The organism is Achromobacter sp. JD-1, assembly GCF_038594925.1.
Classification (GTDB): Bacteria; Pseudomonadota; Gammaproteobacteria; order Burkholderiales; family Burkholderiaceae_B; genus Achromobacter; species Achromobacter spanius_C.
The window spans coordinates 25,796-48,333 of sequence record NZ_JBCGCS010000007.1 but is presented as its reverse complement, the minus strand read 5'-3'; the positions used below and the strand labels follow the sequence as shown (position 1 = coordinate 48,333).

At 63.1% G+C, this 22,538-nt stretch carries 21 protein-coding genes; 8 read left to right on the top strand and 13 right to left on the bottom strand.

Annotated elements, in window-relative coordinates:
- Positions 1 to 14: 14 nt before the first annotated feature.
- Positions 15 to 1,049 carry an XdhC family protein gene (locus tag WBR68_RS12855; RefSeq protein WP_230694432.1) on the top strand — a complete coding sequence of 345 codons (1,035 nt, stop codon included), beginning with the start codon at positions 15 to 17 and terminating at the stop codon, positions 1,047 to 1,049.
- Here WBR68_RS12855 and WBR68_RS12850 read toward each other — a convergent pair.
- Genes WBR68_RS12850 through WBR68_RS12840 form a run of 3 tightly spaced genes read right to left on the bottom strand, consistent with a single transcriptional unit; the run spans position 1,046 to position 4,207 of the window.
- Positions 1,046 to 1,591, bottom strand: coding sequence for a GAF domain-containing protein (locus WBR68_RS12850; RefSeq protein WP_230694431.1), 546 nt, complete (start codon positions 1,589 to 1,591; stop codon positions 1,046 to 1,048). The two genes, WBR68_RS12855 and WBR68_RS12850, sit on opposite strands and share 4 nt — an antisense overlap.
- On the bottom strand, positions 1,591 to 2,943 hold the full coding sequence (locus WBR68_RS12845) for an MFS transporter (RefSeq protein WP_050445653.1): 1,353 nt from the start codon (positions 2,941 to 2,943) through the stop codon (positions 1,591 to 1,593). Before WBR68_RS12845 ends, WBR68_RS12850 begins: the two co-directional genes overlap by 1 nt.
- 34 nt (positions 2,944 to 2,977) lie before the next feature.
- Positions 2,978 to 4,207 carry a metal-dependent hydrolase family protein gene (locus WBR68_RS12840; RefSeq protein ID WP_230694430.1) on the bottom strand — a complete coding sequence of 410 codons (1,230 nt, stop codon included), beginning with the start codon at positions 4,205 to 4,207 and terminating at the stop codon, positions 2,978 to 2,980.
- 210 nt (positions 4,208 to 4,417) lie between these two features.
- Here WBR68_RS12840 and WBR68_RS12835 point away from each other — a divergent pair, with 210 nt between their 5' ends.
- Positions 4,418 to 5,368: a LysR substrate-binding domain-containing protein gene (locus tag WBR68_RS12835; protein ID WP_230694551.1), complete on the top strand. Its 951-nt coding sequence runs from the start codon at positions 4,418 to 4,420 to the stop codon at positions 5,366 to 5,368.
- Between the two features lie 9 nt (positions 5,369 to 5,377).
- Here WBR68_RS12835 and WBR68_RS12830 read toward each other — a convergent pair whose 3' ends face one another.
- Positions 5,378 to 6,508, bottom strand: a complete 1,131-nt coding sequence (locus WBR68_RS12830) for an FUSC family protein (RefSeq protein ID WP_230694429.1) — start codon at positions 6,506 to 6,508, stop codon at positions 5,378 to 5,380.
- A 165-nt stretch (positions 6,509 to 6,673) separates the two neighbouring features.
- Between WBR68_RS12830 and WBR68_RS12825 the strand changes: the two genes are divergently transcribed.
- The 3 genes from WBR68_RS12825 to WBR68_RS12815 all read left to right on the top strand — a co-directional run bounded on the left by WBR68_RS12825 (position 6,674) and on the right by WBR68_RS12815 (position 10,481).
- A complete protein-coding gene (locus tag WBR68_RS12825; RefSeq protein ID WP_127185901.1) occupies positions 6,674 to 7,690 on the top strand; it encodes an amino acid ABC transporter substrate-binding protein in 1,017 nt (338 codons plus the stop codon).
- A gap of 186 nt (positions 7,691 to 7,876) precedes the next feature.
- The gene (locus tag WBR68_RS12820; protein ID WP_230694428.1) at positions 7,877 to 10,012 is read left to right on the top strand and encodes an ATP-dependent helicase; all 2,136 of its coding nucleotides are present in this window, start codon (positions 7,877 to 7,879) and stop codon (positions 10,010 to 10,012) included.
- A gap of 187 nt (positions 10,013 to 10,199) precedes the next feature.
- The gene (locus tag WBR68_RS12815) at positions 10,200 to 10,481 is read left to right on the top strand and encodes a peptidylprolyl isomerase (RefSeq protein ID WP_050445647.1); all 282 of its coding nucleotides are present in this window, start codon (positions 10,200 to 10,202) and stop codon (positions 10,479 to 10,481) included.
- A gap of 93 nt (positions 10,482 to 10,574) precedes the next feature.
- Here WBR68_RS12815 and WBR68_RS12810 read toward each other — a convergent pair whose 3' ends face one another.
- The 4 genes from WBR68_RS12810 to WBR68_RS12795 form a co-directional block, all read right to left on the bottom strand.
- On the bottom strand, positions 10,575 to 11,315 hold the full coding sequence (locus WBR68_RS12810) for an ATP-binding cassette domain-containing protein (RefSeq protein ID WP_127185903.1): 741 nt from the start codon (positions 11,313 to 11,315) through the stop codon (positions 10,575 to 10,577).
- Between the two features lie 62 nt (positions 11,316 to 11,377).
- The gene (locus WBR68_RS12805; RefSeq protein ID WP_050445645.1) at positions 11,378 to 12,340 is read right to left on the bottom strand and encodes a sugar ABC transporter substrate-binding protein; all 963 of its coding nucleotides are present in this window, start codon (positions 12,338 to 12,340) and stop codon (positions 11,378 to 11,380) included.
- An 18-nt stretch (positions 12,341 to 12,358) separates the two neighbouring features.
- A complete protein-coding gene (locus tag WBR68_RS12800; protein WP_127185904.1) occupies positions 12,359 to 13,300 on the bottom strand; it encodes an ABC transporter permease in 942 nt (313 codons plus the stop codon).
- Positions 13,301 to 13,445: 145 nt separating this feature from the next.
- Complete coding sequence (locus tag WBR68_RS12795; RefSeq protein ID WP_230694426.1) at positions 13,446 to 15,059, bottom strand: xylulokinase; 1,614 nt, start codon at positions 15,057 to 15,059, stop codon at positions 13,446 to 13,448.
- 216 nt (positions 15,060 to 15,275) lie between these two features.
- Here WBR68_RS12795 and WBR68_RS12790 point away from each other — a divergent pair, with 216 nt between their 5' ends.
- From WBR68_RS12790 to WBR68_RS12780, 3 genes are read left to right on the top strand one after another with little or no spacing between them, the layout of a single operon-like run.
- Positions 15,276 to 16,211: a 3-keto-5-aminohexanoate cleavage protein gene (locus WBR68_RS12790; protein WP_230694425.1), complete on the top strand. Its 936-nt coding sequence runs from the start codon at positions 15,276 to 15,278 to the stop codon at positions 16,209 to 16,211.
- 44 nt (positions 16,212 to 16,255) lie between these two features.
- Positions 16,256 to 17,455 (top strand): ABC transporter substrate-binding protein, encoded by a 1,200-nt coding sequence (locus WBR68_RS12785; protein WP_050445641.1) that lies wholly within the window; start codon positions 16,256 to 16,258, stop codon positions 17,453 to 17,455.
- A 40-nt stretch (positions 17,456 to 17,495) separates the two neighbouring features.
- Positions 17,496 to 18,299, top strand: a complete 804-nt coding sequence (locus tag WBR68_RS12780) for an SDR family oxidoreductase (protein ID WP_230694424.1) — start codon at positions 17,496 to 17,498, stop codon at positions 18,297 to 18,299.
- Between the two features lie 38 nt (positions 18,300 to 18,337).
- Here WBR68_RS12780 and WBR68_RS12775 read toward each other — a convergent pair whose 3' ends face one another.
- The 5 genes from WBR68_RS12775 to WBR68_RS12755 form a co-directional block, all read right to left on the bottom strand.
- The gene (locus WBR68_RS12775) at positions 18,338 to 19,267 is read right to left on the bottom strand and encodes a LysR family transcriptional regulator (RefSeq protein ID WP_050445640.1); all 930 of its coding nucleotides are present in this window, start codon (positions 19,265 to 19,267) and stop codon (positions 18,338 to 18,340) included.
- Between the two features lie 4 nt (positions 19,268 to 19,271).
- Entirely contained in the window at positions 19,272 to 20,744 is a 1,473-nt protein-coding gene (locus tag WBR68_RS12770) for a DUF1254 domain-containing protein (protein ID WP_230694423.1), read from the bottom strand.
- A gap of 141 nt (positions 20,745 to 20,885) precedes the next feature.
- Positions 20,886 to 21,449, bottom strand: coding sequence for an ureidoglycolate lyase (locus WBR68_RS12765; RefSeq protein ID WP_050445638.1), 564 nt, complete (start codon positions 21,447 to 21,449; stop codon positions 20,886 to 20,888).
- Positions 21,446 to 21,685: an Arm DNA-binding domain-containing protein gene (locus WBR68_RS12760; RefSeq protein ID WP_050445637.1), complete on the bottom strand. Its 240-nt coding sequence runs from the start codon at positions 21,683 to 21,685 to the stop codon at positions 21,446 to 21,448. Before WBR68_RS12760 ends, WBR68_RS12765 begins: the two co-directional genes overlap by 4 nt.
- A 74-nt stretch (positions 21,686 to 21,759) precedes the next feature.
- Positions 21,760 to 22,281: a DUF6708 domain-containing protein gene (locus WBR68_RS12755; RefSeq protein WP_230694422.1), complete on the bottom strand. Its 522-nt coding sequence runs from the start codon at positions 22,279 to 22,281 to the stop codon at positions 21,760 to 21,762.
- Positions 22,282 to 22,538 lie beyond the last annotated feature (257 nt).

Sequence of the window (22,538 nt, the reverse complement as noted above, 5' to 3'; positions counted from 1 at the left end):
GCGATACCGCGTCCATGACCGACATCAATATCCTGGTGCTGCGCCAAGCGCTTGACTGGCATCAGGCCGGCATGCCGGTGTATTTATTCACCGTGGCGTGCACCTGGGGCTCGTCTCCCCGCCCCGTCGGTTCCATCATGGCGATGAACGCGCAAGGCGCGGTGGCGGGGTCCGTGTCGGGCGGCTGCATTGAAGACGATCTGGCCGAACGCATCCGGCATTTGCATCACGGCAAGCGCGCGCCCGAAATCTTGCGCTACGGCGTTCAAGCCGACGACGCCCGGCGCTTCGGCATTCCGTGTGGCGGCACGATTGAGTTGGTGATGGAGTGCATCGACGCGCATAGCCTGCTGGCTGAATTGCTGGACGCCTGCATCCAGCGTCGTTGTGTGACGCGTACGCTGGATCTTTCGTCAGGGCAGGTGACGTTGCAGGCGCAGCCGCCCGGCCGCGCGTTCAGGCAGGCCGACGCCACGCTGTCGGACACCACGCTGATCACCTGCTTCGGACCCACCGCGCGGCTGATCGTGATTGGCGCGGGCGACACCAGCCGGTATCTGTGCCAGATCGCCTTGACGCTGGGGTTTGAAATCATCGTCTGCGACCCGCGTGAATCGCATCAAGATCAACGCGCACAAGAAGATTGGGAACAAGCCGGCATCACGTTCACCCGCGAAATGCCCGACGACCTGATCCTGCGCCTGCGCCCCGACGCACGCACCGCCGTCGTCGCCCTGACGCATGACCCCAAGCTGGATGACCTGGCGCTGATTGACGCCTTGCAGTCCGATGCGTTCTATATCGGCGCAATCGGGTCCCGCAAGAACAGCGACAAGCGCCGTGCGCGCTTGCGTGATTACTTCGATTTAAGCGAGGCCGAGCTGAACAAGCTGCACGGCCCCGCCGGTGTCTTCATCGGCAGCAAGACGCCAGCCGAGATTGCCTTGTCGATCATGGCCCAAGTGGTGGCCGCGAAAAATGGGGTGGACAAGCCACCCCTGCAAAACGTCGCCGACGGCAAGACGCGGCTGGTGCGGGAAAGCGCCTAGACGCTATCCAGCCCCGCCCGGTCCACCGCTGCCGCCGCTGCTTGCGCATCCTGCATTTCCTCGATGAAGACCGGCGTGCACAGCCCGGCAATCAACGCCGCCAAGTCCCGATCAGCGTGGTCATAGGCCTTTCGGCCGGCCAGCAGGTTCAGCGATCCAATCACCCGGCCCTGATAGCGCACGGGAATGTTGAACGCGGAATGCAGCCCGCGCTCGATCAGCATCGGTGCTTCGGAAAACACCGATCGCACGTCGTCCTCATTGCTGGCCACATACAACTGGCCTTCTTCCAGCACATGGCGCGACCACGGCCCGTTGCCCGTGGCCTTGAAGCCGCCCAGCGGGCTGACGCTTTCATCAGAGGTGTACAACCGCTTCATCAGCCGGTGTTCTTCCAGATACAGCAAGGCGGTGAATAGCTGGTGTCCGAAGGCCTCTTCCAGCAAGGCCGATACCACCTGCCACTGCGCGGCGCGGTCACCGGCTTGCGCCAGGGCGCGCGCATGCGCCGCCCAAGGCGCCAACGTGGATGCTTGCGTCATCAGTGAATCGCCTCAAGCACCACGCCGCGCGTGTTCTTGCCGAAGAACAGAATGCCCAGCCCGCCCACCATCAAGATGGCAGTCATCATGGCGAACACACCCGCGAAACCCAGCACCGGATACGCCACGCCAACGATTGTGGGCGATGCAATCGACCCAATCCGCGCAAAGGCCGATGCCGCGCCCATGCCGGTTGCCCGGATCGACGTGGGATAGATTTCGGCGGTGTAGGTGTACTGGCCGGCAATCACGCCATTCATGCCGAACGACAACAGCATGCTCAGCATGATGATCTGGTGCTCGCCGCTGGCCAGCGCCAGGCCCAATGCCGACAGGCACGACAACAGCATGTACGCCAGAATCGTGTACTTGCGGCCGATCTTGTCGTTGAAGTACGCGGCGGAGAAATAGCCGGGAATCTGCGACAGGTAGATCAGGATGGTGTACGAAAAGCTCTTGGTGATGGTGAAGCCGCGCTCGACCAGCAAGCTGGGAATCCACACCAGGAAAGCGTAGTAGCAAAACAGCACGGTGATCCAGAACACCCACACCAGCACCGTCGTGCCCAGATAGGTTTTGGAAAACAGGGACGTCAGCTTTTCCATCGCGCTTTGCGGGTTTTCCGCGGCGGTGGCGGCGCGGCGCGTGGCAACGGGCTTGGGCAAGGGGCGGCCCAGCTTCTGCTGCACTTCGGCTTCAATGGCCGAGCAGATGCGGTCGGCTTCGGCGGTCTGGCCGGTGTGCTCCAACCAACGCGGCGATTCGAACAACGACTTGCGCCACCACAGCAGGAACACCACCGGCACCGACGCGATGATCATGATCCAGCGCCAGCCGTCGTCACTCATCGGCACGATGAAGTAGCCCAGCAACGCCGACATCACGAAGCCGAACGAGAAGAAGCCCGCCAGCGCGCCCGTGAAGCGGCCACGGTATTTGCTGCTGACGAACTCCGCCAGATACGGCGCAATGATGGCGCCTTCCGCGCCCATGCCGATGCCCGCGATCATGCGCAGAATGTAGAACTCGTGATAGTTGCGGGCAAAGGCGTTGATGAAAGTGGCCACGCAGAACAGCAGCAAGGCCCACATCATGATCTTCTTGCGACCATAGCGGTCGCCCAGAATGCCCGAGAACAACGCGCCCACCAGAAAGCCCACGTAGGTGCTGCTGGCGATCCAGCCGATCTGGCCGGTGGACAGGCCCCATTGCGTGCGCAACGACGGAATGATGAAGGCGATGATGCCGGCGTCCAGCGCTTCAAACGCCAGGCCCAGGCCGCCGATCAATAGCAGCCTGAAATGGAAGCTGGAAAACGGCAGCCGCTCCAGACGATCCGATACGGAATACATGGTGAAGATTTCCGGAAGTAAGAGTGAAAGAACGTCAGCAGGCGTTCTTGTGCAACAAGCCGCGATTCATGATCAGCTTGATGGAGTCGGGCTGGGTCAACAGCGAGATATCGTCCAGCGGGTTGCCGTCGATCAGCAGCAGGTCGGCATGCGCGCCCACGCACACTTCGCCTAGCAGACCTTGCTGGTTCAGGATTTCGGCGCCGATCAAGGTCGCCTGCTGAATCACCTTGGCGTTACCCAGCACGCGGGCGCGCAGGGTCAGTTCATCGGCTTGCATGTAGTGGGTTTCGCCCAGCAGGTCGCTGCCGTAACCCATCTTCACGCCGACGTCGTCCAGGATCTCAAGCGCCGTCAGGCCTTGCGTGCGCACCGTGGCAATCTTTTTCACCGAGTCCAGCGGCAAACCATAGCGTTCGCCGTCGTTGGCCAGCCCTTCGTAGGTGATCAGCGTGGGCACCATGTAGGCGCCGTGTTCTTTCATCACCTCGGCGGCCTCGCGGTCGACCAGGTTGCCGTGTTCGATGGTGCGTACGCCGCAGCGCACGGCGCGCATGATCGCGCGCGGCGTGTAGGCATGCGCCATCACATAGGTGTTTGCGTTGCTGGCCTCTTCCACAATGGCCCGCAGCTCGGCTTCGGAAAAGCCCAGGTTCTGGATCGGATCATTGGGCGATGCCACGCCGCCCGACGCCATCACCTTGATCTGCGTCGCGCCCTTCAGGATTTCTTCGCGCACCGCCAAACGGCAGTTGTCCACGCCATCCACCACGCGGCCGATGTTGCCGATCTTGACCGAGCACGGGCAGGGGTCCAGTTCGTCGTTACGCTGGCGGAAGTCGCCATGGCCGCCCGTCTGCGACAGGGCCTTGCCCGCGCAGAAGAGGCGCGGGCCGTCGATCACACCGTCCAGCACGGCTTGCGCCAAGGCCCAATCGGCCCCGCCGGCATCGCGCACGCTGGTGAAGCCCCGGTCCAGCATGCCCTGCATGATGGGCAGTGCGCGCAACAGCGCCAGGGCATTCGGCAAGGCCGCCACGCGGCCCAGGTTGAAGGACGACGCCACCACGTGGACGTGGCAGTCGATCATGCCCGGCATCAGCGTCATGCCCTTGGCGTCCACCACCTCGGCGTCCGGCACGCTCAGCTCGTCGGCGCTGATGCGAGTGATCATTCCGTCTTCGATCAGCACATTGGCCGCGTCTTCGAGGACCAATGATCGGGTATTCAAGATCTTGCAATTCTTAACAACAACCGGCTTCATAAATAAATCACGCTATCTGTTCAACATGCAGGAAATTCAGCATGGCGAACTCTACCGGTACAATCCAAACGTCCGATACCGGGTCTCCCCTTAGGCGTTCGACACAAATTCGAACAGCCTTATGAGCTTTACTCATACCCCCCGTTTTATTCTCCGCCGCCCCGCATTCCGCTACCCGCCATGAGACGCCGCTGCCCCACCCTTTCTGAATTGAATGCGTTTACCGCAGCGGCGCGCCACTTGTCGTTTTCCAAGGCGGGCAAGGAACTGTTCGTAACGCAAAGCGCCATCAGCCGGCACATCGCCACGCTGGAAAGCTATCTGGGACACGCGCTGTTCATCCGCGCCACCAACGGGCTGCAACTGACCCGCATGGGCGCCACCTATCTCAGCCTGATCCGGCCCGCGCTGCACACGCTGGAAAGCGCCACGTCGCAAGTCATGGCCACGCAGCAGTCCGCCAAATCGCTGAACGTATCGGCCGCGCCCACCTTCGCCGCGCAGTGGCTGTTTCCCCGCTTGAAGACCTTTCGCGAGTTCAATCCCGATATCTCGATCAACTTCGTGCGTTATAGCGTGGCGGATTACAAAAGCACCGAACTGGATTTCGATGCCTCCATTCAATATGGCTACGGAGATTGGCACGATGGCGACGCCAAGTATCTGACCGGGCGTGAAACCCGTTTGGTGTGTTCCCGCGAGTATCTGGAACAGCACCCCATCGCCAGCCTGGAAGACATCAAACAGTGCACCCTGCTACAGCACATTGAAATTCCGCTGTCTTGGGAATATTGGTTTTCCACCTATCTCGGCGATTATGACCGCGCGCGATTCGGCCCCGGGTTCAATCTGTTTTCGATGATTATCCAGGCCGCATCGTCGGGCTTTGGCGTGGCCTTGATGCCGCATTGCCTGATCGAAAAGGAATTGGCCACGGGGCAGTTGGTGGACGTGTTCGACCGCACGTTTGAAAGCCCGCTGGGTTACTACCTGTGCGCGCCGAACTGGCGCAGCAATATGGAAAGCTATGACCGCCTGAGCCAATGGCTGTCGCATGAGTGTTTGCATGCGGCGGCGTTGGAAGGCATGCCGGCACAAGCGGCCAAGCCCGCTTTGGATTGCCCTTATTGCGTGGCGGCTCCAGTCGGCTCGCCTGACTAGTTCACTGGCTCAGTTCACACGATTGGGCAAAACCGCACGCATCCATCGGCTTAATCGCGGCCGAATGCGCTGGTTGTGCAACAGCACCGCACCCAGCACGCCGATGAACGCGCCAATCACCGTATCCACAAAGCGCGCCTCGATCACTTCCGCCGGATAGCCCTGCCCCAGATGCGGCGCTTCCGCCAGGAAGATGGTCAACGGGGTGATCAGCGCCACGGCGCTGGCATAGTGCCGAACCACCAGGGTCTCAATCCCAAACGACAGCGCCATCATGACGGCGGCCAGCGTCCACACGTTCAGCGGCAAACTCAACAATGCCCACGCCACGCACAAGCCCAGCGCCGTACCCAGTATCCGGTGCAGTTGCCGGTTCCACGCCGCCCAAAGGCTTGCCCCCTGGATAATCGCCAGGCAACTGACCGGCACCCAATACGGACGCGGCAGTTGCAGCAATTCGGCCACTAATAAAGAGATACCGACGAACAGGCCGATGATGACCGAGTCATACACCACAAAATCGAACGTGGGTTTGGGCAAGGGTGTATCGGGCGGCGGCGGCGCCACGCGCGTCATGTGCAGGCTATACGCAAACGCCACCAGGCAGGCCACCAGGCAACCCAACGCCACCATGCCTACCCGCATGGGCACATCCTCGATGCTGCCGGGCGTGTACGCGGCAATGGCGGTTGCCATGATGAAGAACAAGCTGCCCGGCGGCCCCAGCCGATAGCAGCGGCACACCATGTTCACCAGCATCGCGATCAGGGTCAGCGCCGCGATCGTGGCCGTGGGCCAAAACTGCGTCAGCGCGCCGACCGCATAGCAGGCCACCATGCCAAAGGACGCGGCCAGCAGCATCATCATCCGTTGCTGCAAGGACGCGTTGGGCAGGCTAAGAAACACCATGCCGCCCAGGCTGGACATCAGGCCATAATCCATGCGGCCAAAATACGCACCCACCATCAAGGGCAGGCCGGAAGACAGGGCCGCCGCCAGCGGCATCTCCCAGCGTCGGTCACTGGCATTGACGCGGATCAGTTCACGCCAGGTGCCCTGCACCTGCTGCTTGACGAAGCCGCGGCTCGACCGGCGTTCGCCGCCGCCATCCGTATTTTCTGCCTGCTCTTTCTTGTTCATCCATCGCCCCTCTATCGGCCTGGCAGCGATTATCTCTCCAAAATTCCGCCCAGTGGATTTAACGGGAATTCCCTGATATTCCCGCCCAGGCGCCGTGGCTACCATTCCGCGCACCTTGGCCTACCGGCCGACAGAATACCTATGCGCCCATCGCGCGGAGACACCATGAAAGCACTCAAACACGTTGCGGCAGGCACCGCCTTATTTCTTTCGTCCTGGGCCGCCACGGCCGGCGTGACGTTCGACAGCGTCAAGAGCAAGGGCTTCGTCCAGTGCGGCGTCTCGACCGGCGTGGCCGGCTTCTCGGTCAATGACAGCAAGGGCGGCTGGGTCGGCCTGGACGTGGACCTGTGCCGCGCGCTGGCCATCACCATGTTCGGCGACCCCGCCAAGGCCAAGATCATGGCCGTCAGCGCGGTGCAGCGCTTCACCGCCTTGCAGTCGGGTGAAGTCGACGTGCTGCCGCGCAACACCACGCTATCGCTCACCCGCGACACCACGCTGGGCTTGATCGGCGTGGGCGTCAACTTCTACGACAGCCAGGGCATCATGGTGAACAAGTCCCTGAACGTGAAAAGCGCCAAGGAGCTGGACGGCGCCACCGTGTGCGTGCAGCCGGGAACGACGTCGGAACTGAATCTGGCCGACTGGTTCCGTTCGCAGAACATCGTCTTCAAGCCGGTGGTGGTGGAGCGCCTGGACGAGATCATCCGCGCGTTTGCAGTTGGACGCTGCGATGCCTTCACCGGCGACAAGTCGCAACTGGCGGCCGCGCGCAGCAATCTGGACAACCCCGGCCAGTACGACATCCTGCCCGAGAATTTCTCGAAGGAACCGCTGGGCCCCATGGTGCGCCAGGGCGACGAGCAATGGTTCAACGTGGTGCGCTGGACCCTGTTCGCCATGCTGGAAGCCGAGGAATACGGCATCACGTCCAAGAACGTGGACGACATGCTGAAAAGCACCAACCCCAACGTGCAGCGCCTGCTGGGTGTGACGCCCGGCATGGGCAAGAACCTGGGCGTGGACGACAAATGGGCCTACAACATCATCAAGCACATCGGCAACTACGGCGAGAGCTTTGAGAAGAACCTGGGCCCCAGCAGCCCGCTGAAACTGTCGCGCGGCCTGAACGCGTCGTACCGCGATGGCGGCTTGATGTATGGGTGGCCGGTGCGCTGATTGGCTTGGGCTGGCTCCGGATTCGACCCCACGCTTGACTCCGGGCTTGCTCCCCTTTTTTCGGCCCGAACGGCCGGCGGGCGCTTCATGCGCCGGCCGGCCGTTTTCATTGGCCGGGCCGGCTGATGGAATCGGTACACTGGCGGCTGCCCCTGCGACATTCCTGCTCGCGCCTTTTCCGCCTAGATGACCACAAACTCCCCTGCCCCCCAGTTCTTTCCCGCCGGCTTCGTTCCCACCGAAGAACAGACCCGGATCCAGACCTCGCGGAGCCGGACCAGCCTAGTCATCGCCAACGCGGGCGCCGCCAAGACCACCACACTGGCCCTGCGCATCGGCGAAGCGCTGACGCGCGGCCTGCCGCCCGAAGACATCCTGGCGCTGACCTTCACCGACGAAGCCCGCCAGGTGCTGCAAACGCGCTTGGTGGACGTGGGCATCGCCTACAGCACGGCGCGGCGCGTGAACGTGCTGACGGTTGAAGAATACGCGCAGCGGGTATTGGCCAAGGTTGAAGACGGCAAGCCCGAGAGCCTGCCGTCCACGCGCGAACAACAAAGCTACGCGCTGTTTGCGCTGGAAAACGTGGCGGCGAATAACCCGCAATACGCCGATCTGCTGGACATCCGCACCCACAACACCGCCGTCAGTCAGTTCCTGGACAACCTGCTGAAGCTCAAAGCCACGATGCGGATCGCGCCGGATGACGGAGCCGATGCGCTGTTCATTGCAGAAAGCGCGGGCGTGACCATCACCGACTATCTCTGGGCCGTTGAATACGAAAAGCAGCGCGTGGATGTGTTCGGCTACGTCGACGCCCGGGGCTTTTTCGACGCCACTTACGACTTGGCGCGCCTGCTGCGATCCGCGTCTGACCCGCGCGACGTGCTGACCCCCTACAAGCTGGTGCTCGTCGACGAATTGCACGACATCAACGAAGCGTCGTTCTGCATTATCGAAGCGCTGTTGAACGTGGACGTCACCTACTTCGTGGGCGTGGGCGACAAAGACCAGGTGATCTATTCCCACCTGGGCGCCGACGAATCCTTCCTGCAAACCCGCATCCGCGCAAGCTTCCCCGATTGCGCGAACTTCCCGCTGACGATGACCTATCGCCATGGCCCGCACCTGGCCTACGCGATGGAAGCCTTCAAAAATAAACCGGTAGATTCCAACCTGCCGCTGCGCACCGAGATTCACGAAGCCACCTACGCCGACACACCGGGCGACTGCGGCGCGCAGGTCGTCAAAGCCATCCTGCAATGGAAGCAGGGCCGCAAGCCGCTGAACCAATGCTGCGTCTTGCTGCGCGACGCGCATCAGTCCATCGAAATCGAAAACGCCCTGATGAACGCCGGCGTGCCCTACCGCACGGCGACGATGAAGAGCTACCTGCTGCGCGAAGAAATCCTGTTCCTGCGCGGCATGCTCGCCATTGCGCTGGACGACTTCCACCACGTGGCCGCACCCGCCACGCGCGAGGCTATCGTCGACGCACTGACCACCTTCGCCGAAGTGCCGCTGACGCCCAAGGAACTGCAAGAGGCGCAGACGACGCTGGCGAAAGAACCGTCCGCGCTAAAGCACTTTTTTACCGGCCAGATCCAGCGCGTCGGCAGCCCCGCCGCCCGCGCCCGCATCTCGGATGCCGTGGAGCAACTGCGCGAGCTGTCCACCGACACCCCCGCCTACCTGGCGCTGGAATCCGTGCGCGACCTGATGGACATGGACAAGGTCGCCAAGCGCCTGTACGTGCATCCCTACGAGGCGTCCGTCGTCACCCGCTCGGTCAACGGCTTCATCGCCTCGGCAAAGATGTCGGGCAAGACCCTGCGTGAATTCTCGGAATGGATCGGCGCGGCAGAAGCCTTCGTCGGCGCACGGCCCGGTAAGAACACGGTCCAGATGGATTGCATCGTGAACGTCAAAGGCAAGGAATTCGAACACGTCATCCTGCCATTCATGGACGCCGACGCGTTTCCCGATCCGCTGCGCAAAGCGGGGGAAGAAGAGAATTTGTTCTATGTGGCGGCAACACGGACAAAGTCGCGCCTGACCTTGGTGTCAACAGAAGACGCCGCGCGCCGCAGTGCGTTCATCGCGCGGATGCAGTTGGCGGCGACGCAGAAGCGCGCGGATACGGCGCTACGCCGAAACATGGCCGCGCCGGTCAAGGCGGTGGGGCATCGCGATTTGAAGGTGGCGTATGCGAACCGGGATGTGGTGAAGGCGCTAGGGGCGCAATGGGATAAGACGCGCAAGGTTTGGTATGTGCCTAGCGGCGTGGATCTGGAGGCGTTTCGGGAGTGGTTGGCGGAATGAAGGAGCGGCGAAGGGATGAGCGACAGATCAACGAAGCGACGGCGCGGAGTTTTGACCTAGAGGCGACGTAACGGAACGTTAATGCCCGCAACATGGCCGACTTGAAAGCCAGTTTATGATGGCACCGTAGTGAGCACGCCCAAATGCGTTACTCTCCCCTCCCCAATCTATTCCGCAAGGAGCCCTCATGGCACAAGCCTCCGCCCGTCACATCCTCGTTTCCACCGAAGCCAAGTGCAACGAACTCAAGACCGCCATTGAAAACGGCGCTGACTTTGCTCAAGTCGCCAAGGAAAACTCCAGCTGCCCGTCGAGCCGTGACGGTGGCAACCTGGGCACCTTTGGCCCGGGCCAGATGGTCAAGGAATTCGATACCGTCGTGTTCAGCGCGCCGGTTGGTGAAGTTCAAGGCCCGGTGAAGACCCAGTTCGGTTATCACCTGGTTGAAGTGACCAGCCGCCAGGACTAAGTCCCGCCGCTACATGCAAAGAGGCCGCCGCCAGGGGAAACCCGGCTGCGGCCTTTTTGCGTCTGATGCGTGAGTTCAGGGACCCCGCGCCGATCAATCTTTGCCTGTCATCACCCGGTGAGCCAGCGCGTCGGCGTCCAGGCCGGCGATATCGCGTTCGATCACCTTGACGCCACCTTTCAGGATGGCGACCCGATCGGCCAGCGCGACCACGTCGGCCATGTTGTGGCTGATCAGGATCACCGTGCGTCCTTCTTCACGCAGCTTGCGCACCAGGTTCAGGACCAAGGCGGTTTCCTTGACGCCCAAGGCGGCGGTGGGTTCGTCCATGATGACCACGCGGGCGTCCCAGCGCAACGCGCGGGCGATGGCGACGGCCTGGCGTTGGCCGCCCGACATGCGTTCGACGGGTCGATCCATGTCGTCGATGGGCACCGACAAACGCTGTAGATAGCCGCGCGCCTGTTCGGCCATGCGGCGCTTGTCCAGCACGCGCAGCGGCCCCACGCGCCGAACTAATTCGGCGCCCATGAAGACGTTTTCCCAGATGGACAGGCGGGGCGCCAGCGCCAGGTCTTGGTAGATGGTGGCAATGCCCTGCACCAGCGCGTCGTGCGGCGAGCGGAAGACGACAGCGCGGCCGTTCAGGCTGAGTTCGCCACCCGTGGGTTCCTGTGCGCCCGAGATAATGCGGATCAGCGTGGATTTACCCGCGCCGTTGTCGCCGCAGATGGCCATGACCTTACCTTCGGGCACATCCAGGTCCACGCCTTTCAGTGCCTCGACGGCTCCGTATGATTTGCGGATCTGGCGTAGCGACAAGGCGGCGGTCATGGGGGGCATGCTGGCTGGGGTCATCGGGGTCATGCTGGCTGGGATTACACGCTGGCCCGCATTCACTTCGCGGCGGGTTGCAGAAACTTCTGCACGTTGGACGCATCGACCAGTACGGAATCCATGAACAGATACGGGCCCGAGGCCACCTTCTCTTTGGGTTCCTTCTTGACGACGATGCGGTCGATGGACTCGATGGCGCTGGTGCCCAGTTGCTCGAACGGAATCATCATCGTGGCAGTGATCAGGCTGTTGGGATCAGCAATGCGGCGATAGGTTTCGGGGCCACCGTCCACCGACACCAAGGTGATGTCGCCCTTCTTCATGCCTTGCGATTGCAGCAGGTCGTCGATGACATAGGCTTGCCCGTCAAACGATGCCCATACGCCCTTGAACTGGCCTTGGTGGCGCAGGAACAGGGCTTGCATGCCGTTGCGCACGTCGTCGCGCCAGCTTTGGGTGCGGGCCATGCTGAACTTGGCCAGGTCTTTGACGGCGGTGTTCTCCGTCAGCACCGCGTCCAGCATCTTGCCGCGGATGCGCGTGCCCGAATTGCCGTCAAAGCGGGCCGACAGGATGTTGCCCTGATAGCCCATCTTGCCCAGCAGGTACAAGACCGACTGCGCGCCCGTGGCGTATTCGTTGACTTCCACGTCGAACAGCATGTGCGGGCTGGCGCCGGACATCACACCCACCACCGGAATGCCCTTCTCTTTGGCGGCCTGCAACTGGGCATCGGTTTCCACCGGCTTGCCCATCGCGATGACGATGGCGTCGACCTTCTTGTTGACCAGCGTGTCCAGTTGCTCGGCCAGCTTGGGCAGCGAGCCTTCGGCGTTCAGTTGCGTGACGGTCCAGCCTTTGGCGCGCGCGGCCTGCGCGGCGGCGTTGGCCACGCGGGCGTGCGTTTCGGACGACATCTGAAAAGCGACGATGCCAACGTCAAAGGCGTGGGCGGCGCTTGCCGCCAGCGCCTGCACGGCGAAGGCGCTGGCCAGCAAGGTGCGCTTGATCAATTGCTTCATGGTGGTTTCCCCTTTGGATCAGAATTTGAACGCCGCTTTCTTCAGCACGGCCGACGACACCGCAACGGATGCAATCATGATGAAGCCCAGTACGATGTCCTGCACGTAGTACGGCGCGCCCATCAGGACAAGGCCATTGCCCAGCACCTTCAGGATCAAGGCGGCCACCAGCGTGCCGACGATATTGGCGTGGCCGGGGTTGAACATCGTCATGCCCAGCAGCACGGCCGCGATGGCGTACAGGAAGTAGTCACCGGCCATGTTGGGCGCGGCGGACGACAGGCTGGACGTCAGCAACACGGCGGCGATGCCGGCGCATACACCCGACAGCGCCAGCCCGATGCTTTTCATGGCGCGGATGTTGATGCCGGCCAGGCGCGCGGATTCTCCGGCTTCGCCCGTTGCCGTCATGCGGGCGCCGGTACGCGTCCACTTGATGAGGAAATACGCGACGAGCACGATGCCCAACATCCACAGCACCAGCGCCGGGATGCCGAAAGGCTTGGCGCGGGCCAGGTCGGTAAAGGCGGTAGGCCAGCGGCCCACGTAGGACACGCCATCGGTCAGCATGAAGGCGAAGCCCCGCGCCATGGCGGCCATGCCCAAGGTGGCAATCAGCGACGGAACCCGCAGGCGCGTCACCGCGATGCCATTGGCCAGCCCGCACAGCAGGCCGACTCCCAGGCCCGCCGCGATGGCGACCACGACCGGTTGGCCCGTATGCACCATCGCGCCCGTGACGACCGCGGCCAGGCTGGCGACGTCGGCCACCGACAGGTCCAGTTCGGCCGTTACCAGCGCCAGCGTGAAACCGATGGCGATGATGGCCAGGAAGCTGGTTTCCTTGGCGATGTTCAACAGATTATTGGGCGCCGCGAAATTAGGGGCGGCGATTGCGAAGAAGCCCACCAGGGCCAAACCTGCGATTGCCGTGCCGTACTTTTCCAGGATGCCGCGCATCGACTCAACCCTTGCTGCGTTGGTGTTCGTTGTAGTGCAAGGGTTATCCACCACCTGCCGGGCGTTCGCGCCCTGATGGCGTAGCAGTTTATACCCGCGCAGTGCTGGACAGGGCCGCTTTGCCGTTGTGACGCACTTAGGGTTTTTACGGCAAGCGCGTGCTGGCCAAGGCGTGCGACACCGGCGTCAAGGCGGCTTCGGCGGCGCGAAACTGGGCGTACAGACGGTGATAGGCGTTGCGGCGTGTTGCGTCGGGATCGTAGCGGCGCGCGGGTCGCGCAAGCGCGTCCTGCGCCTGTGCGAAGCTGGCGTAGCGGCCCAGCGCGGTCCAGGCGGCGGCGGCTGCGCCGATCACTCCGGGCTGATCCGCCTGCCCGACCACGACCGGGCGTTCACAGATATCGGCCTTGACCTGGCACCAGTGCGGGTTGGATGCCGCCCCGCCACCAAAACGAATTTCGGCAACCGGCGCACCCAACGCGGTTTCCGCGCGTTCCAGCACCGTGCGGTTCAAGAAGGCCACGCCTTCCAGCACCGCCCATGCCAGGTCGCCGGGACCATGACGGCGGTTCAAGCCGAGGAAGGCGCCGCGCAATTGCGGGTCCCAGTAAGGCACGCGTTCGCCTTGAAGATAGGGCAGGAACAAGGCCGGCTGCGGGTCACGCGGCGCGTCCAGCAAAACGTGCATGGCGTGGCCGACACGGGTCATGCCGCCTGCGTGTTCGCCTGCGTGTTTGTCTGTGTGTTCGCCCGCATCTCCGCCTGCGTCCGACGCGCCAAACCGGCTCACCCCGCCCAGCAAGGACAGCAGCCACGCGACGGTGTCCGCGCCGTTCTGGCCCGGACCGCCGATCTGGTGATTGCCGTTGCCCCAGTTCACCGTCATCAGGCCCGCTGCCTGCACCGGTTCCGCGCCAACCGCGCCAAACACTTCAGTGGTGCCCGAGATGTTGTACGCGTACCCCGTCCGCAAGGCGCCCAGCCCCGCCACGGCCGCCCAGGTGTCATTGGAGCAGGCGATCACGCTGCGTCCCGCCAAGCGCGCCAGTGAACCCGGCAGACCCGCCTGCACCGGGCCGACAACAGCCAAGGGGTCCAACAGCGGCGGCACCCAGGCGGGGTTGGCACCCATGGCCGTCAACAGGTCGGCTTGCGCCCCGTGCGCGCTGCCCGCCGCCGCCAGCCTGGCCATCGACACCGTGTCGCTGGCGGCCCGGCCGGTCAGGCGGAAATTCAGGTAGTCCTTCGGTTCCAGCACGACGCGCACGCGCGCTGCGTGCTGTGGTTCGGCGTACAGCAGCCACGCAACCCGCGCCCAGGGGTGGAACGCGTTGATCTGCGCGGTTTCAGGGTGGCCGGCAGGCGCACGCGCCAACCAGTGCGCCACGTCCGCCGCCGTGCGCGTATCGCGCCAGGTGATGGCGGGTCGAATGGCGGCGCCTTGCGCGTCGATGAAGACTTGCGTGCGGGTAACGCCGCAGATGGCAACGGCGGCAATGGCGTCAAAGCCGGCCCCTGCCTGCTGGGCCAGGGTGTCGCACAGGGTTTGCAGCCCGCGCCACCAATCGTCTGCGTCGATCTCGTCCCAGCCGGGGTGCGGGGCCGTGCCCGCCGGGCTGTCGATGGCGCAGGCATGGGCAATGCCGCCGTCCGCATCCACCAGCGCCGCCCGAAAACGGGTGCCTCCCAAATCCACGGCCAGCACGTAGTCATGGGTAAATCCTGGGGATTGGGAGTCGGAGTGTGGGCGGTCTGACATAGCGGCCGATTGTATTTCAGCGTGGGGTTTCCCCGGCACTTTTCTGGCCCCGGTTGGGCGACGCGGGCGGGTACAGCGCACGCTGCGCCGCAGCACCGGAAACCCTATCAGTTGATAATTTCTGTTCAGGTGACAAGGGCAAAGCCCTGCGACAGAATGGGCCGCACCCGGAGGAGACAGCCGGGGCCACGATAAAACGTCATACATCCCAGGCCCATGAAAAAATCCAAGAGCAATGTGATCATCACGTGCGCCATTACCGGTTCGGTGCATACGCCGTCGATGTCGCCCCACCTACCCGTCACCCCCGACCAGATCGCGCAATCGGCGCTGGATGCCGCCGAGGCGGGCGCGGCCATCGTGCACCTGCACGCGCGCGATCCGCAGACAGGCAGGCCCACGCAGGACCCGGCGCTGTACGCGCAGTTTCTGCCGCGCATCAAGGCGCAAAGCGATGTGGTCATCAATATCACGACGGGCGGTTCACCCGTGCTGCCGGTCAGCGAACGCATGCTGCCGGCCGCGCAATTCAAGCCGGAGGTTGCGTCGCTGAACATGGGTTCGATGAATTTCGGCATGTACGAATTGCTGGAGCGCTTCAAAGAGTTCAAGCACGACTGGGAACGGCCCTATCTGGAAAGCAGCAACGACCTGGTGTTCAAGAACACGTTCAAGGATATTGAGCACATTCTGTCGTCGTGCAATGACGACGGCACGCGCTTCGAGATCGAGTGCTATGACATCGGGCACCTGTACACGGCGGCGCATTTTGTGGACAAGGGGCTGTTGAAGCCGCCGTTCTTGATCCAGTCCGTGTTCGGCATCCGGGGCGGTATCGGCACGCATCCCGAAGACGTGATGATGATGCGCCGCACGGCTGACCGGCTGTTTGGCGATGACTACCGCTGGTCGGTGCTGGCCGCGGGGCGCAAGCAGACCACGCTTGCCACCATGGCGGCGACGATGGGCGGATTTGTACGCGTGGGGCTGGAAGATTCCTTGTGGGACGGCCCGGGCGAACTGGCACTGTCGAATGCGGATCAGGTGCGCCGCATCCGCCGCATTCTTGAGGACTTGTCGCTGACCATCGCCACGCCCGACGAGGCGCGCGAGATTCTGCAACTGAAAGGCCGGAACAACGTCGCGTTCTGACGACGGCACGGCATCCACAATCAAACCCCAGGCGGGAGACAAACATGAAGAAAATCTTGAACGCGGCAGTGGCATCGGCCTTGCTGGCAATAGGCGGCGCAGCCGTGGCGGACGACAACGTGATCCGTATCGGCTTCATTACCGATATGTCGGGCCTGTCGGCCGATGCCGACGGCCCGGGCGGGGCCGAAGCCATCAAGATGGCGGTGGCGGACATGGGCGGCGAGATCGCCGGCAAGAAGATTGAAGTGCTGGTGGCAGACCACCAGAACCGCGCCGACATCGCGTCGTCGCGCGCACGCGAATGGCTGGACCAGCGCGGCGTGGACATGTTGATCGCAGGCGCGAATTCGGCCGCCGCGCTGGCGATGGCGAAGGTGGCCGAAGAAAAGAAGACGCCGTTCTTCGTGGTGAGCGCGGGCGCGTCGGAACTGACCAACGCGCAGTGCACGCCGTACACGGTTCACTACGTGTACGACACGGTATCGCTGTCGCGCGGCACGGCGCGCGCCATGCTTAAGGAAGGCAATAAGGACTGGTACTTCCTGACGGTGGACCACGCATTCGGCCACGCGCTGGAACGCGATGCCTCGGCCGTGGTGCAAGCGAACGGCGGCCAGGTGAAGGGTCGCGTGCGCCATCCACTGAACGCGGCGGATTTCTCGTCATACATCCTGCAGGCGCAGGCATCGGGCGCCACGGTGTTGGGCCTGGCCAACTCGGCCGCCGACACCAGCAACGCGGTCAAGGCCGCGGCCGAATTCGGGCTGACCCCCACGATGAAGATCGCGGGCCTGCTGGTGTTGATCACCGACATCCACGCACTGGGCCTGGCGGCCGGGCAAGGCATGTACCTGACCACCGCCTGGTACTGGGACCAGGACGATGCGTCGCGCAAGTGGGCGGCACGCTTTGAAGAGCGCATGAAGAAGAAGCCATCGATGCTGCAAGCGGGCGACTACTCCGTCACCACCACCTACCTGAACGCGGTCAAGGCCACCGGCACGACCGACGGCGAGACCATCATGAAGTGGGTGAAGGCCAACCCGGTGAACGACTTCTTCGTAAAGAACGCGACGGTGCGCGCGGACGGTCTGCTGGTGCACGATATGTATTTGATGCAGGTGAAGAAGCCGGCGGAATCCAAGGGCCCGTGGGACTACTACAAGCTGATCGCAAAGATCCCGGGCGATCAGATTTACACGTCGCCGCAGGAATCGAAGTGCTCGTTGATGAAGCCCTGATGTTGAAGCCACGATGTCCAACTACACCGAAGGAAACCGCATGCCCCCGCAAGACCTGACCGCCCTGCCGGTGGACCTGAGCGGCCGCCGCGTCATCGTTACCGCTGGCGCGGCGGGCATTGGCGCAGCGCTGGCCGACGCCTTTGCCGAGCGCGGCGCACACGTCCATGTGTGCGACGTGGATGAAGGCGCGCTGTTTGAATGCCGCCATGCCCACAGCCGCGCCGACGTCAGCCGCCGCGAAGACATCGACCGCTACATGGAAACCGCGCTGGCGCACCTGGGCGGCCTGGACGTGCTGGTGAACAACGCCGGTATCGCCGGCCCCACCGCCCGCATCACCGACATCCAGCCGGACGAACTGGCCGCCACGCTGGACATCAACCTGGCGTCGCAATTCCACACGGTGCGGCATGCCGTGCCCGCGCTGCGCGCATCAGGCGGCGGCGCCATCATCAACATCAGTTCGGTGGCAGGACGCATGGGGCTACCCTTGCGCACGCCCTATTCCGCCTCGAAATGGGGCGTGGTGGGGCTGACGCGTTCGCTGGCGGTGGAGCTGGGCGTTTACGGCATCCGCGTCAACGCCCTGCTGCCCGGGCTGGTGGCCGGCCCGCGTATCGACCGCGTGATCGCCGCGCGAGCACGCGCGATGGGCCTGACGGTGGAAGAAGAAACCAAGCTGGAATTGGCGGGCGTCAGCCTGCGACAGTTTGTACAGGGCGCCGACATCGCGAACATGGCGCTGTTCCTGGCCAGCCCGTTTGGCGCGATGATCAGCGGCCAGGCGATCAGCATCGACGGCGATCTGCAGTCCTTACCCTGGCAGCCACCGGCCGATTGATTTCCCGCGCGTCGCGTGATGGAACACCGGCGTGGGGGCTAGGCGATCAGTTGGATCGTGTCCGCAAAAACACCGGTGCGGCGCGCCTGGGCCGTGGCGTACAAGGCGCCCAGCAGCCGCTCGGCCAGGTCCTGGTTCTGAGCTTCCTTGCGAGTGATCAGCACAAATTCAAACCACTGCCTTGACGCCAGCGGCACCGCGACGATGTCGGGGTAGACGGACACGATGTCCGACGCCGATATGGCGTTGACCAGGCTGACGCCTTTCACGGCGCGCACCGTGCCGGGCACCAGCGTCATGTGCGCCTGCATGCCGGAGTCCAGCGCATCGGAATCGGCAATGTCGCCTTGCGCCACCACGTAGTCGGACCACAGCGGCTTGACGAAAGATTCGGGCGGAATGTCCGCCACCGCCACCACGTCGCGCCGCGCCAAGGGGTGGTCGCGGTGCGCGATCAACATGACGTCGGTGCGCAAAAACGTCGTGAAGTTCACGCGCGGACTGTCGCGGCCCACTGCGCCCAGGCCGAAGTCGGCCCGCATGGTTTCCACCGCGCTGATGCATTGCACTGATGATTCCACGTCGATGGAAAACGGCCGTTTGCCGTGTTCGTCCAGGTGGCGTTTCACGGCTTCGGGCGCATAGACCAGCGCCAACGCGGGCGACGACGCCACGCGCAAGCCGCGCCCGCCGAACTTTTCAATGCTGTGCAGCGCCTCGTCGATGCGTACCAATTCGTCCAGCACGAACTTGGCTTCGGTATACAGGTATTGCCCGGCTTCGGTGGGTCGCAAGGTCTTGTGCGACCGGTCAAACAACTGCACGCCCGTGGCGGTTTCCAGCCGCGACACCGCATGGCTGATCGCGGGTTGCGTCAGGCTCATGACTTGCGCGGCCTGACGCGTGGACCCGGTCATGACGACCGTATAGAAAATGCGCAGGTCGTGAATGTTGAAGTTGCGTTTCATGCCGCTATTGCGCCACCCGCTGTATGTCCGGCGTGACCCATTTGCCGTCCAACAGCGCGGCCTTGGGCCAGTAGTAACGCAGAGTCACCATGAACGGGCCAGGCGGCGCGGGCAGCCAATTGGACTCCTTCCCCTTGCCCGGTGATTGCGACTGAATGTAGATCGTCAGCCCGCCATCGCGATCTTTTTTCAGCGACGGCAGCATGGGGGAATTGATGAGGTACCGGTCGATCGGGTTGGGCGCCAGCAATTGTTCGGGCAACCGGTACATCGTCATGGACCAGAACGCAGTCACCGGCGGCAGGCTGCGCGGCGCAAAACGCAGCGTGTACGCATACCGGCCATCCAGTTCCTGCCCCCTGCTGTCTTTTTCCAGGACGGGGGATAGCGCTTCGTCGCGGCTATTGCCGCCGATGCCCATCTGCGTGCCAGTCGCGCGCGCCAGATAGTTGTTCTTGAGCGTGGCGCGGCTGCCGAACAGCCCATCGGTCTTGCCGCCCAGCGCCGCGCGGTTCTTGTCGATATCGTTTTGCGCCGTATGCATGCCTTCCTGCAAGGCGCGGCGCAGGCGCGGGTCCAACTGGTCAACGGGATAGGGTTGGCCGGGTTTGATGCCGATGCTGGCAAACCGTTCGCGCAGCCATTTCTCGGTGGGATGCGTGGGCGCAAACTGCAACAGAAAGGCCAACTGGTTATAGAACTCCAGCGATGTGCGCATCTGCTGCGGCGGCACGGGCGCAATCCAGTCGATCGCCGTGGGCGCGGGCGGCGGGCGGCTTTTGGTAAAGGAAGACAAGGGCTGAATCTTGTAGCGAGCCTGGATGCGCTTGACGTTGTCCAGGTCAGCCGCATTGAACAATTGCGTGCGGCCCACCACGTTGACCAATTCGGTTTCCGATTTGAATACTTTGCTGATGCCGCGCGGCACCTTGCCGTCCCAACGTGGCCCCACCACCAGGAAGCTGCCGCCGCCGTTGCCGGTTTCGCGGCTGCCGATATAGGCGAAGTTGTAGGTGTACAGGTCCATCAATTGCAGGACAAAGTAGCGCCGCTTCTCGATAGGCGGCACGCTGATCACGACAGGTTCGGCGCGCAGGTCCAGCATGGCGAAGGAATAGGGCGTGTCCGCATTTGGCGTGACAAACGCGGTGTCCGCGGGTGTGAAGACGCGTGCGATATGGCTGAAGGTGTTGGGCGGGCCTTTGTATTGCGGGTTGGCCTTGTCCAGGTTGAAGGCCACCATGGTCTGGTAGCTGGCCACCATGGGCGTGCCATACAGATACGCTTCGCTGGCGATGCTGCGCGCCTGCTGCGCGGTGACGCCGTTGATGCCAACGGATTGCGAACCGGTCGCTTCATCGGACGACGTGAAGCTGCAACCCGCCAGGTTTACGCTAAGCGCGGCAGCGGCCAACAGGCCCGCAAGGCGGCGCAGCGCCGTGGACGCAAACCCGGTGCTACGTTGACGATCGCGCATAATTTGCTCCAACACCTGCATGTTGTTGGCACCGCCCGGTTGGCGGCAGGGTCGCGGTCAAAGACAGCAATTCCGCAGGCGATTCTGGCATATTTCGCGTCGATCCGCGCCGAGTTGATCCGCCCCCCCGGGCCACCGCGATCAGGCGTCGACTGCCTGCTCCCGATCCTCCAGGCTTTCCAGTTGCCTGGCCGTGATCGCCACGATGGCGCTTTCGGTGGCGCGCGCGTCGGTGTTCAGGTGCTGAATCAGGTCCACCGTGGTGGAACGGCGGGTCAGCATCAGGCAGGTGACTTCGGCATCCGCCACGCGCGTGGCATGCCAGCACCCTGGCCGCATGCAGATGCCCTGCCCTTGCGGTACACGAAAGGCGGCAAGCGTAGCCAGGTCGGGGCTGCCGTCAGGATTGCTTTGCGCCACCACCTGAATGATGGTGCCGGTCAGCGGCACGATGGCCTGCTGCGTCAGCAAGTGCTTTTCCAGGCTGGCGATTTCCGTGGACGGGCTGCGGTAGTTCACCCACAACAGTTCGGCATCGCCGCCCGCACCGGTGTTGAACACGTGCTCCTGCCAAAAGTCGGTGGCAGGGTTCGAGAACAGCGGCACGCCATTGCCGTCCGGCATCGGCTTGCCCAACATCCAACCGTAAGGCGTAAAGGCGTCGGGCGTCAGAACATTGACTTCCAAGGGCTTGTTGCTAGTCATGCGGAACCCTGTGATGGCGTGGGCGGCGCGCCGCGTTTGGGAAACTCGGCGTGGTAATCGAAATCGCCGCGGGCGATGGCTTCAAGAATGGCAGCCCGCCGATCGGCGGCGCGCTTGAGGTTGGCGGCCGTGGGCTTGACGCGGATGCGCTCGACACAATGCCGGCCTTCATAGAAAAAGCCGATCTCGATCGACGATTCCGACGCGGGTCTGACCCCATCGAACCCCTGGCTCATCGCCTTTCCCGTGGTGATTGCTGATGGGCGACATGATATCGCTTCGAAGAGACGGGTGTAACCCTGCAATGCCGTCAGGGCGCGCTGCGGGACTCAGCGTCCATCGCCTTTGGCCAAACCACCCGAGGCGCCCACCGCAACGCCAGGTTGTACGCCGGCACATCGTTCGCATCGCGCGGTTCGATGTCGCACGGCGGCAAGGCTTGCGGGCCTCGTTGCATATAGGTGCAGACGTAAGCCCAGAGGTTGTCCAGGTCTTGGTTGTAGGTGCTGAGGTGGAAGCGTTCGATGACATCGTTGGTGTTGGGTTTGACGATGGCGAGGGACACGCCCCACTTGATCAACAAGCCACCGCCGGAGGTGACGCCCCATTGCTCCCAGACTTCCGCGCGGGCATCGTCCCAGGGGTAGCTGGCGGTGGTGACGTACCAGCGGGTGAACGGGTTCCACCAGACCATGTGGAAGCCGTAGACGTAGATGCGGCGGCGGGCGCGGTTGAAGCGGATGGGGAGGTCGCGTGGCTGCGTTACTTCGATTCGATAGAGCAGCACACTCAACCACGCAAAAAGCGCCGTCGTGAATAGGGCTACGAACATCAGTAAAAGCTCCGTAGCTGTGAACCTTTCGTCGCCTCCTCCCAGAAGCTGGAAAAAAATTTCGGGCGCCCCGAAAATTGCCAAGTAAGCCGTATACGGAATAGCTAAAAGAAGGAGACCACGTATGCTCGAAGATCGTCGAGACAACTCCATGAATATCTCATCAACATGATTGGCCGCATCCTCACACAGGCTCGGCATGACCGCTGCTGGATCCTCCGGTCCTGACAAATCCCTTCGCCACCCAGCGCAGGGCG

What these genes read in the sequence shown, in the direction of transcription:
- WBR68_RS12855 (WP_230694432.1), top strand. Translation starts at nt 15, where the DNA reads ATGACCGACATCAATATCCTGGTGCTGCGCCAAGCGCTTGACTGGCAT.
- WBR68_RS12815 (WP_050445647.1), top strand. Translation starts at nt 10,200, where the DNA reads ATGGCACAAGCCTCCGCCCGTCACATCCTCGTTTCCACCGAAGCCAAG.
- WBR68_RS12760 (WP_050445637.1), bottom strand. Translation starts at nt 21,685, where the DNA reads ATGAGCCAGGGGTTCGATGGGGTCAGACCCGCGTCGGAATCGTCGATC.
- WBR68_RS12805 (WP_050445645.1), bottom strand. Translation starts at nt 12,340, where the DNA reads ATGAAGCAATTGATCAAGCGCACCTTGCTGGCCAGCGCCTTCGCCGTG.
- WBR68_RS12850 (WP_230694431.1), bottom strand. Translation starts at nt 1,591, where the DNA reads ATGACGCAAGCATCCACGTTGGCGCCTTGGGCGGCGCATGCGCGCGCC.
- WBR68_RS12780 (WP_230694424.1), top strand. Translation starts at nt 17,496, where the DNA reads ATGCCCCCGCAAGACCTGACCGCCCTGCCGGTGGACCTGAGCGGCCGC.
- WBR68_RS12790 (WP_230694425.1), top strand. Translation starts at nt 15,276, where the DNA reads ATGAAAAAATCCAAGAGCAATGTGATCATCACGTGCGCCATTACCGGT.
- WBR68_RS12810 (WP_127185903.1), bottom strand. Translation starts at nt 11,315, where the DNA reads ATGACCGCCGCCTTGTCGCTACGCCAGATCCGCAAATCATACGGAGCC.
- WBR68_RS12775 (WP_050445640.1), bottom strand. Translation starts at nt 19,267, where the DNA reads ATGAAACGCAACTTCAACATTCACGACCTGCGCATTTTCTATACGGTC.
- WBR68_RS12800 (WP_127185904.1), bottom strand. Translation starts at nt 13,300, where the DNA reads ATGCGCGGCATCCTGGAAAAGTACGGCACGGCAATCGCAGGTTTGGCC.
- WBR68_RS12830 (WP_230694429.1), bottom strand. Translation starts at nt 6,508, where the DNA reads ATGAACAAGAAAGAGCAGGCAGAAAATACGGATGGCGGCGGCGAACGC.
- WBR68_RS12765 (WP_050445638.1), bottom strand. Translation starts at nt 21,449, where the DNA reads ATGACTAGCAACAAGCCCTTGGAAGTCAATGTTCTGACGCCCGACGCC.
- WBR68_RS12795 (WP_230694426.1), bottom strand. Translation starts at nt 15,059, where the DNA reads ATGTCAGACCGCCCACACTCCGACTCCCAATCCCCAGGATTTACCCAT.
- WBR68_RS12785 (WP_050445641.1), top strand. Translation starts at nt 16,256, where the DNA reads ATGAAGAAAATCTTGAACGCGGCAGTGGCATCGGCCTTGCTGGCAATA.
- WBR68_RS12845 (WP_050445653.1), bottom strand. Translation starts at nt 2,943, where the DNA reads ATGTATTCCGTATCGGATCGTCTGGAGCGGCTGCCGTTTTCCAGCTTC.
- WBR68_RS12770 (WP_230694423.1), bottom strand. Translation starts at nt 20,744, where the DNA reads ATGCGCGATCGTCAACGTAGCACCGGGTTTGCGTCCACGGCGCTGCGC.
- WBR68_RS12755 (WP_230694422.1), bottom strand. Translation starts at nt 22,281, where the DNA reads ATGTTCGTAGCCCTATTCACGACGGCGCTTTTTGCGTGGTTGAGTGTG.
- WBR68_RS12825 (WP_127185901.1), top strand. Translation starts at nt 6,674, where the DNA reads ATGAAAGCACTCAAACACGTTGCGGCAGGCACCGCCTTATTTCTTTCG.
- WBR68_RS12840 (WP_230694430.1), bottom strand. Translation starts at nt 4,207, where the DNA reads ATGAAGCCGGTTGTTGTTAAGAATTGCAAGATCTTGAATACCCGATCA.
- WBR68_RS12820 (WP_230694428.1), top strand. Translation starts at nt 7,877, where the DNA reads ATGACCACAAACTCCCCTGCCCCCCAGTTCTTTCCCGCCGGCTTCGTT.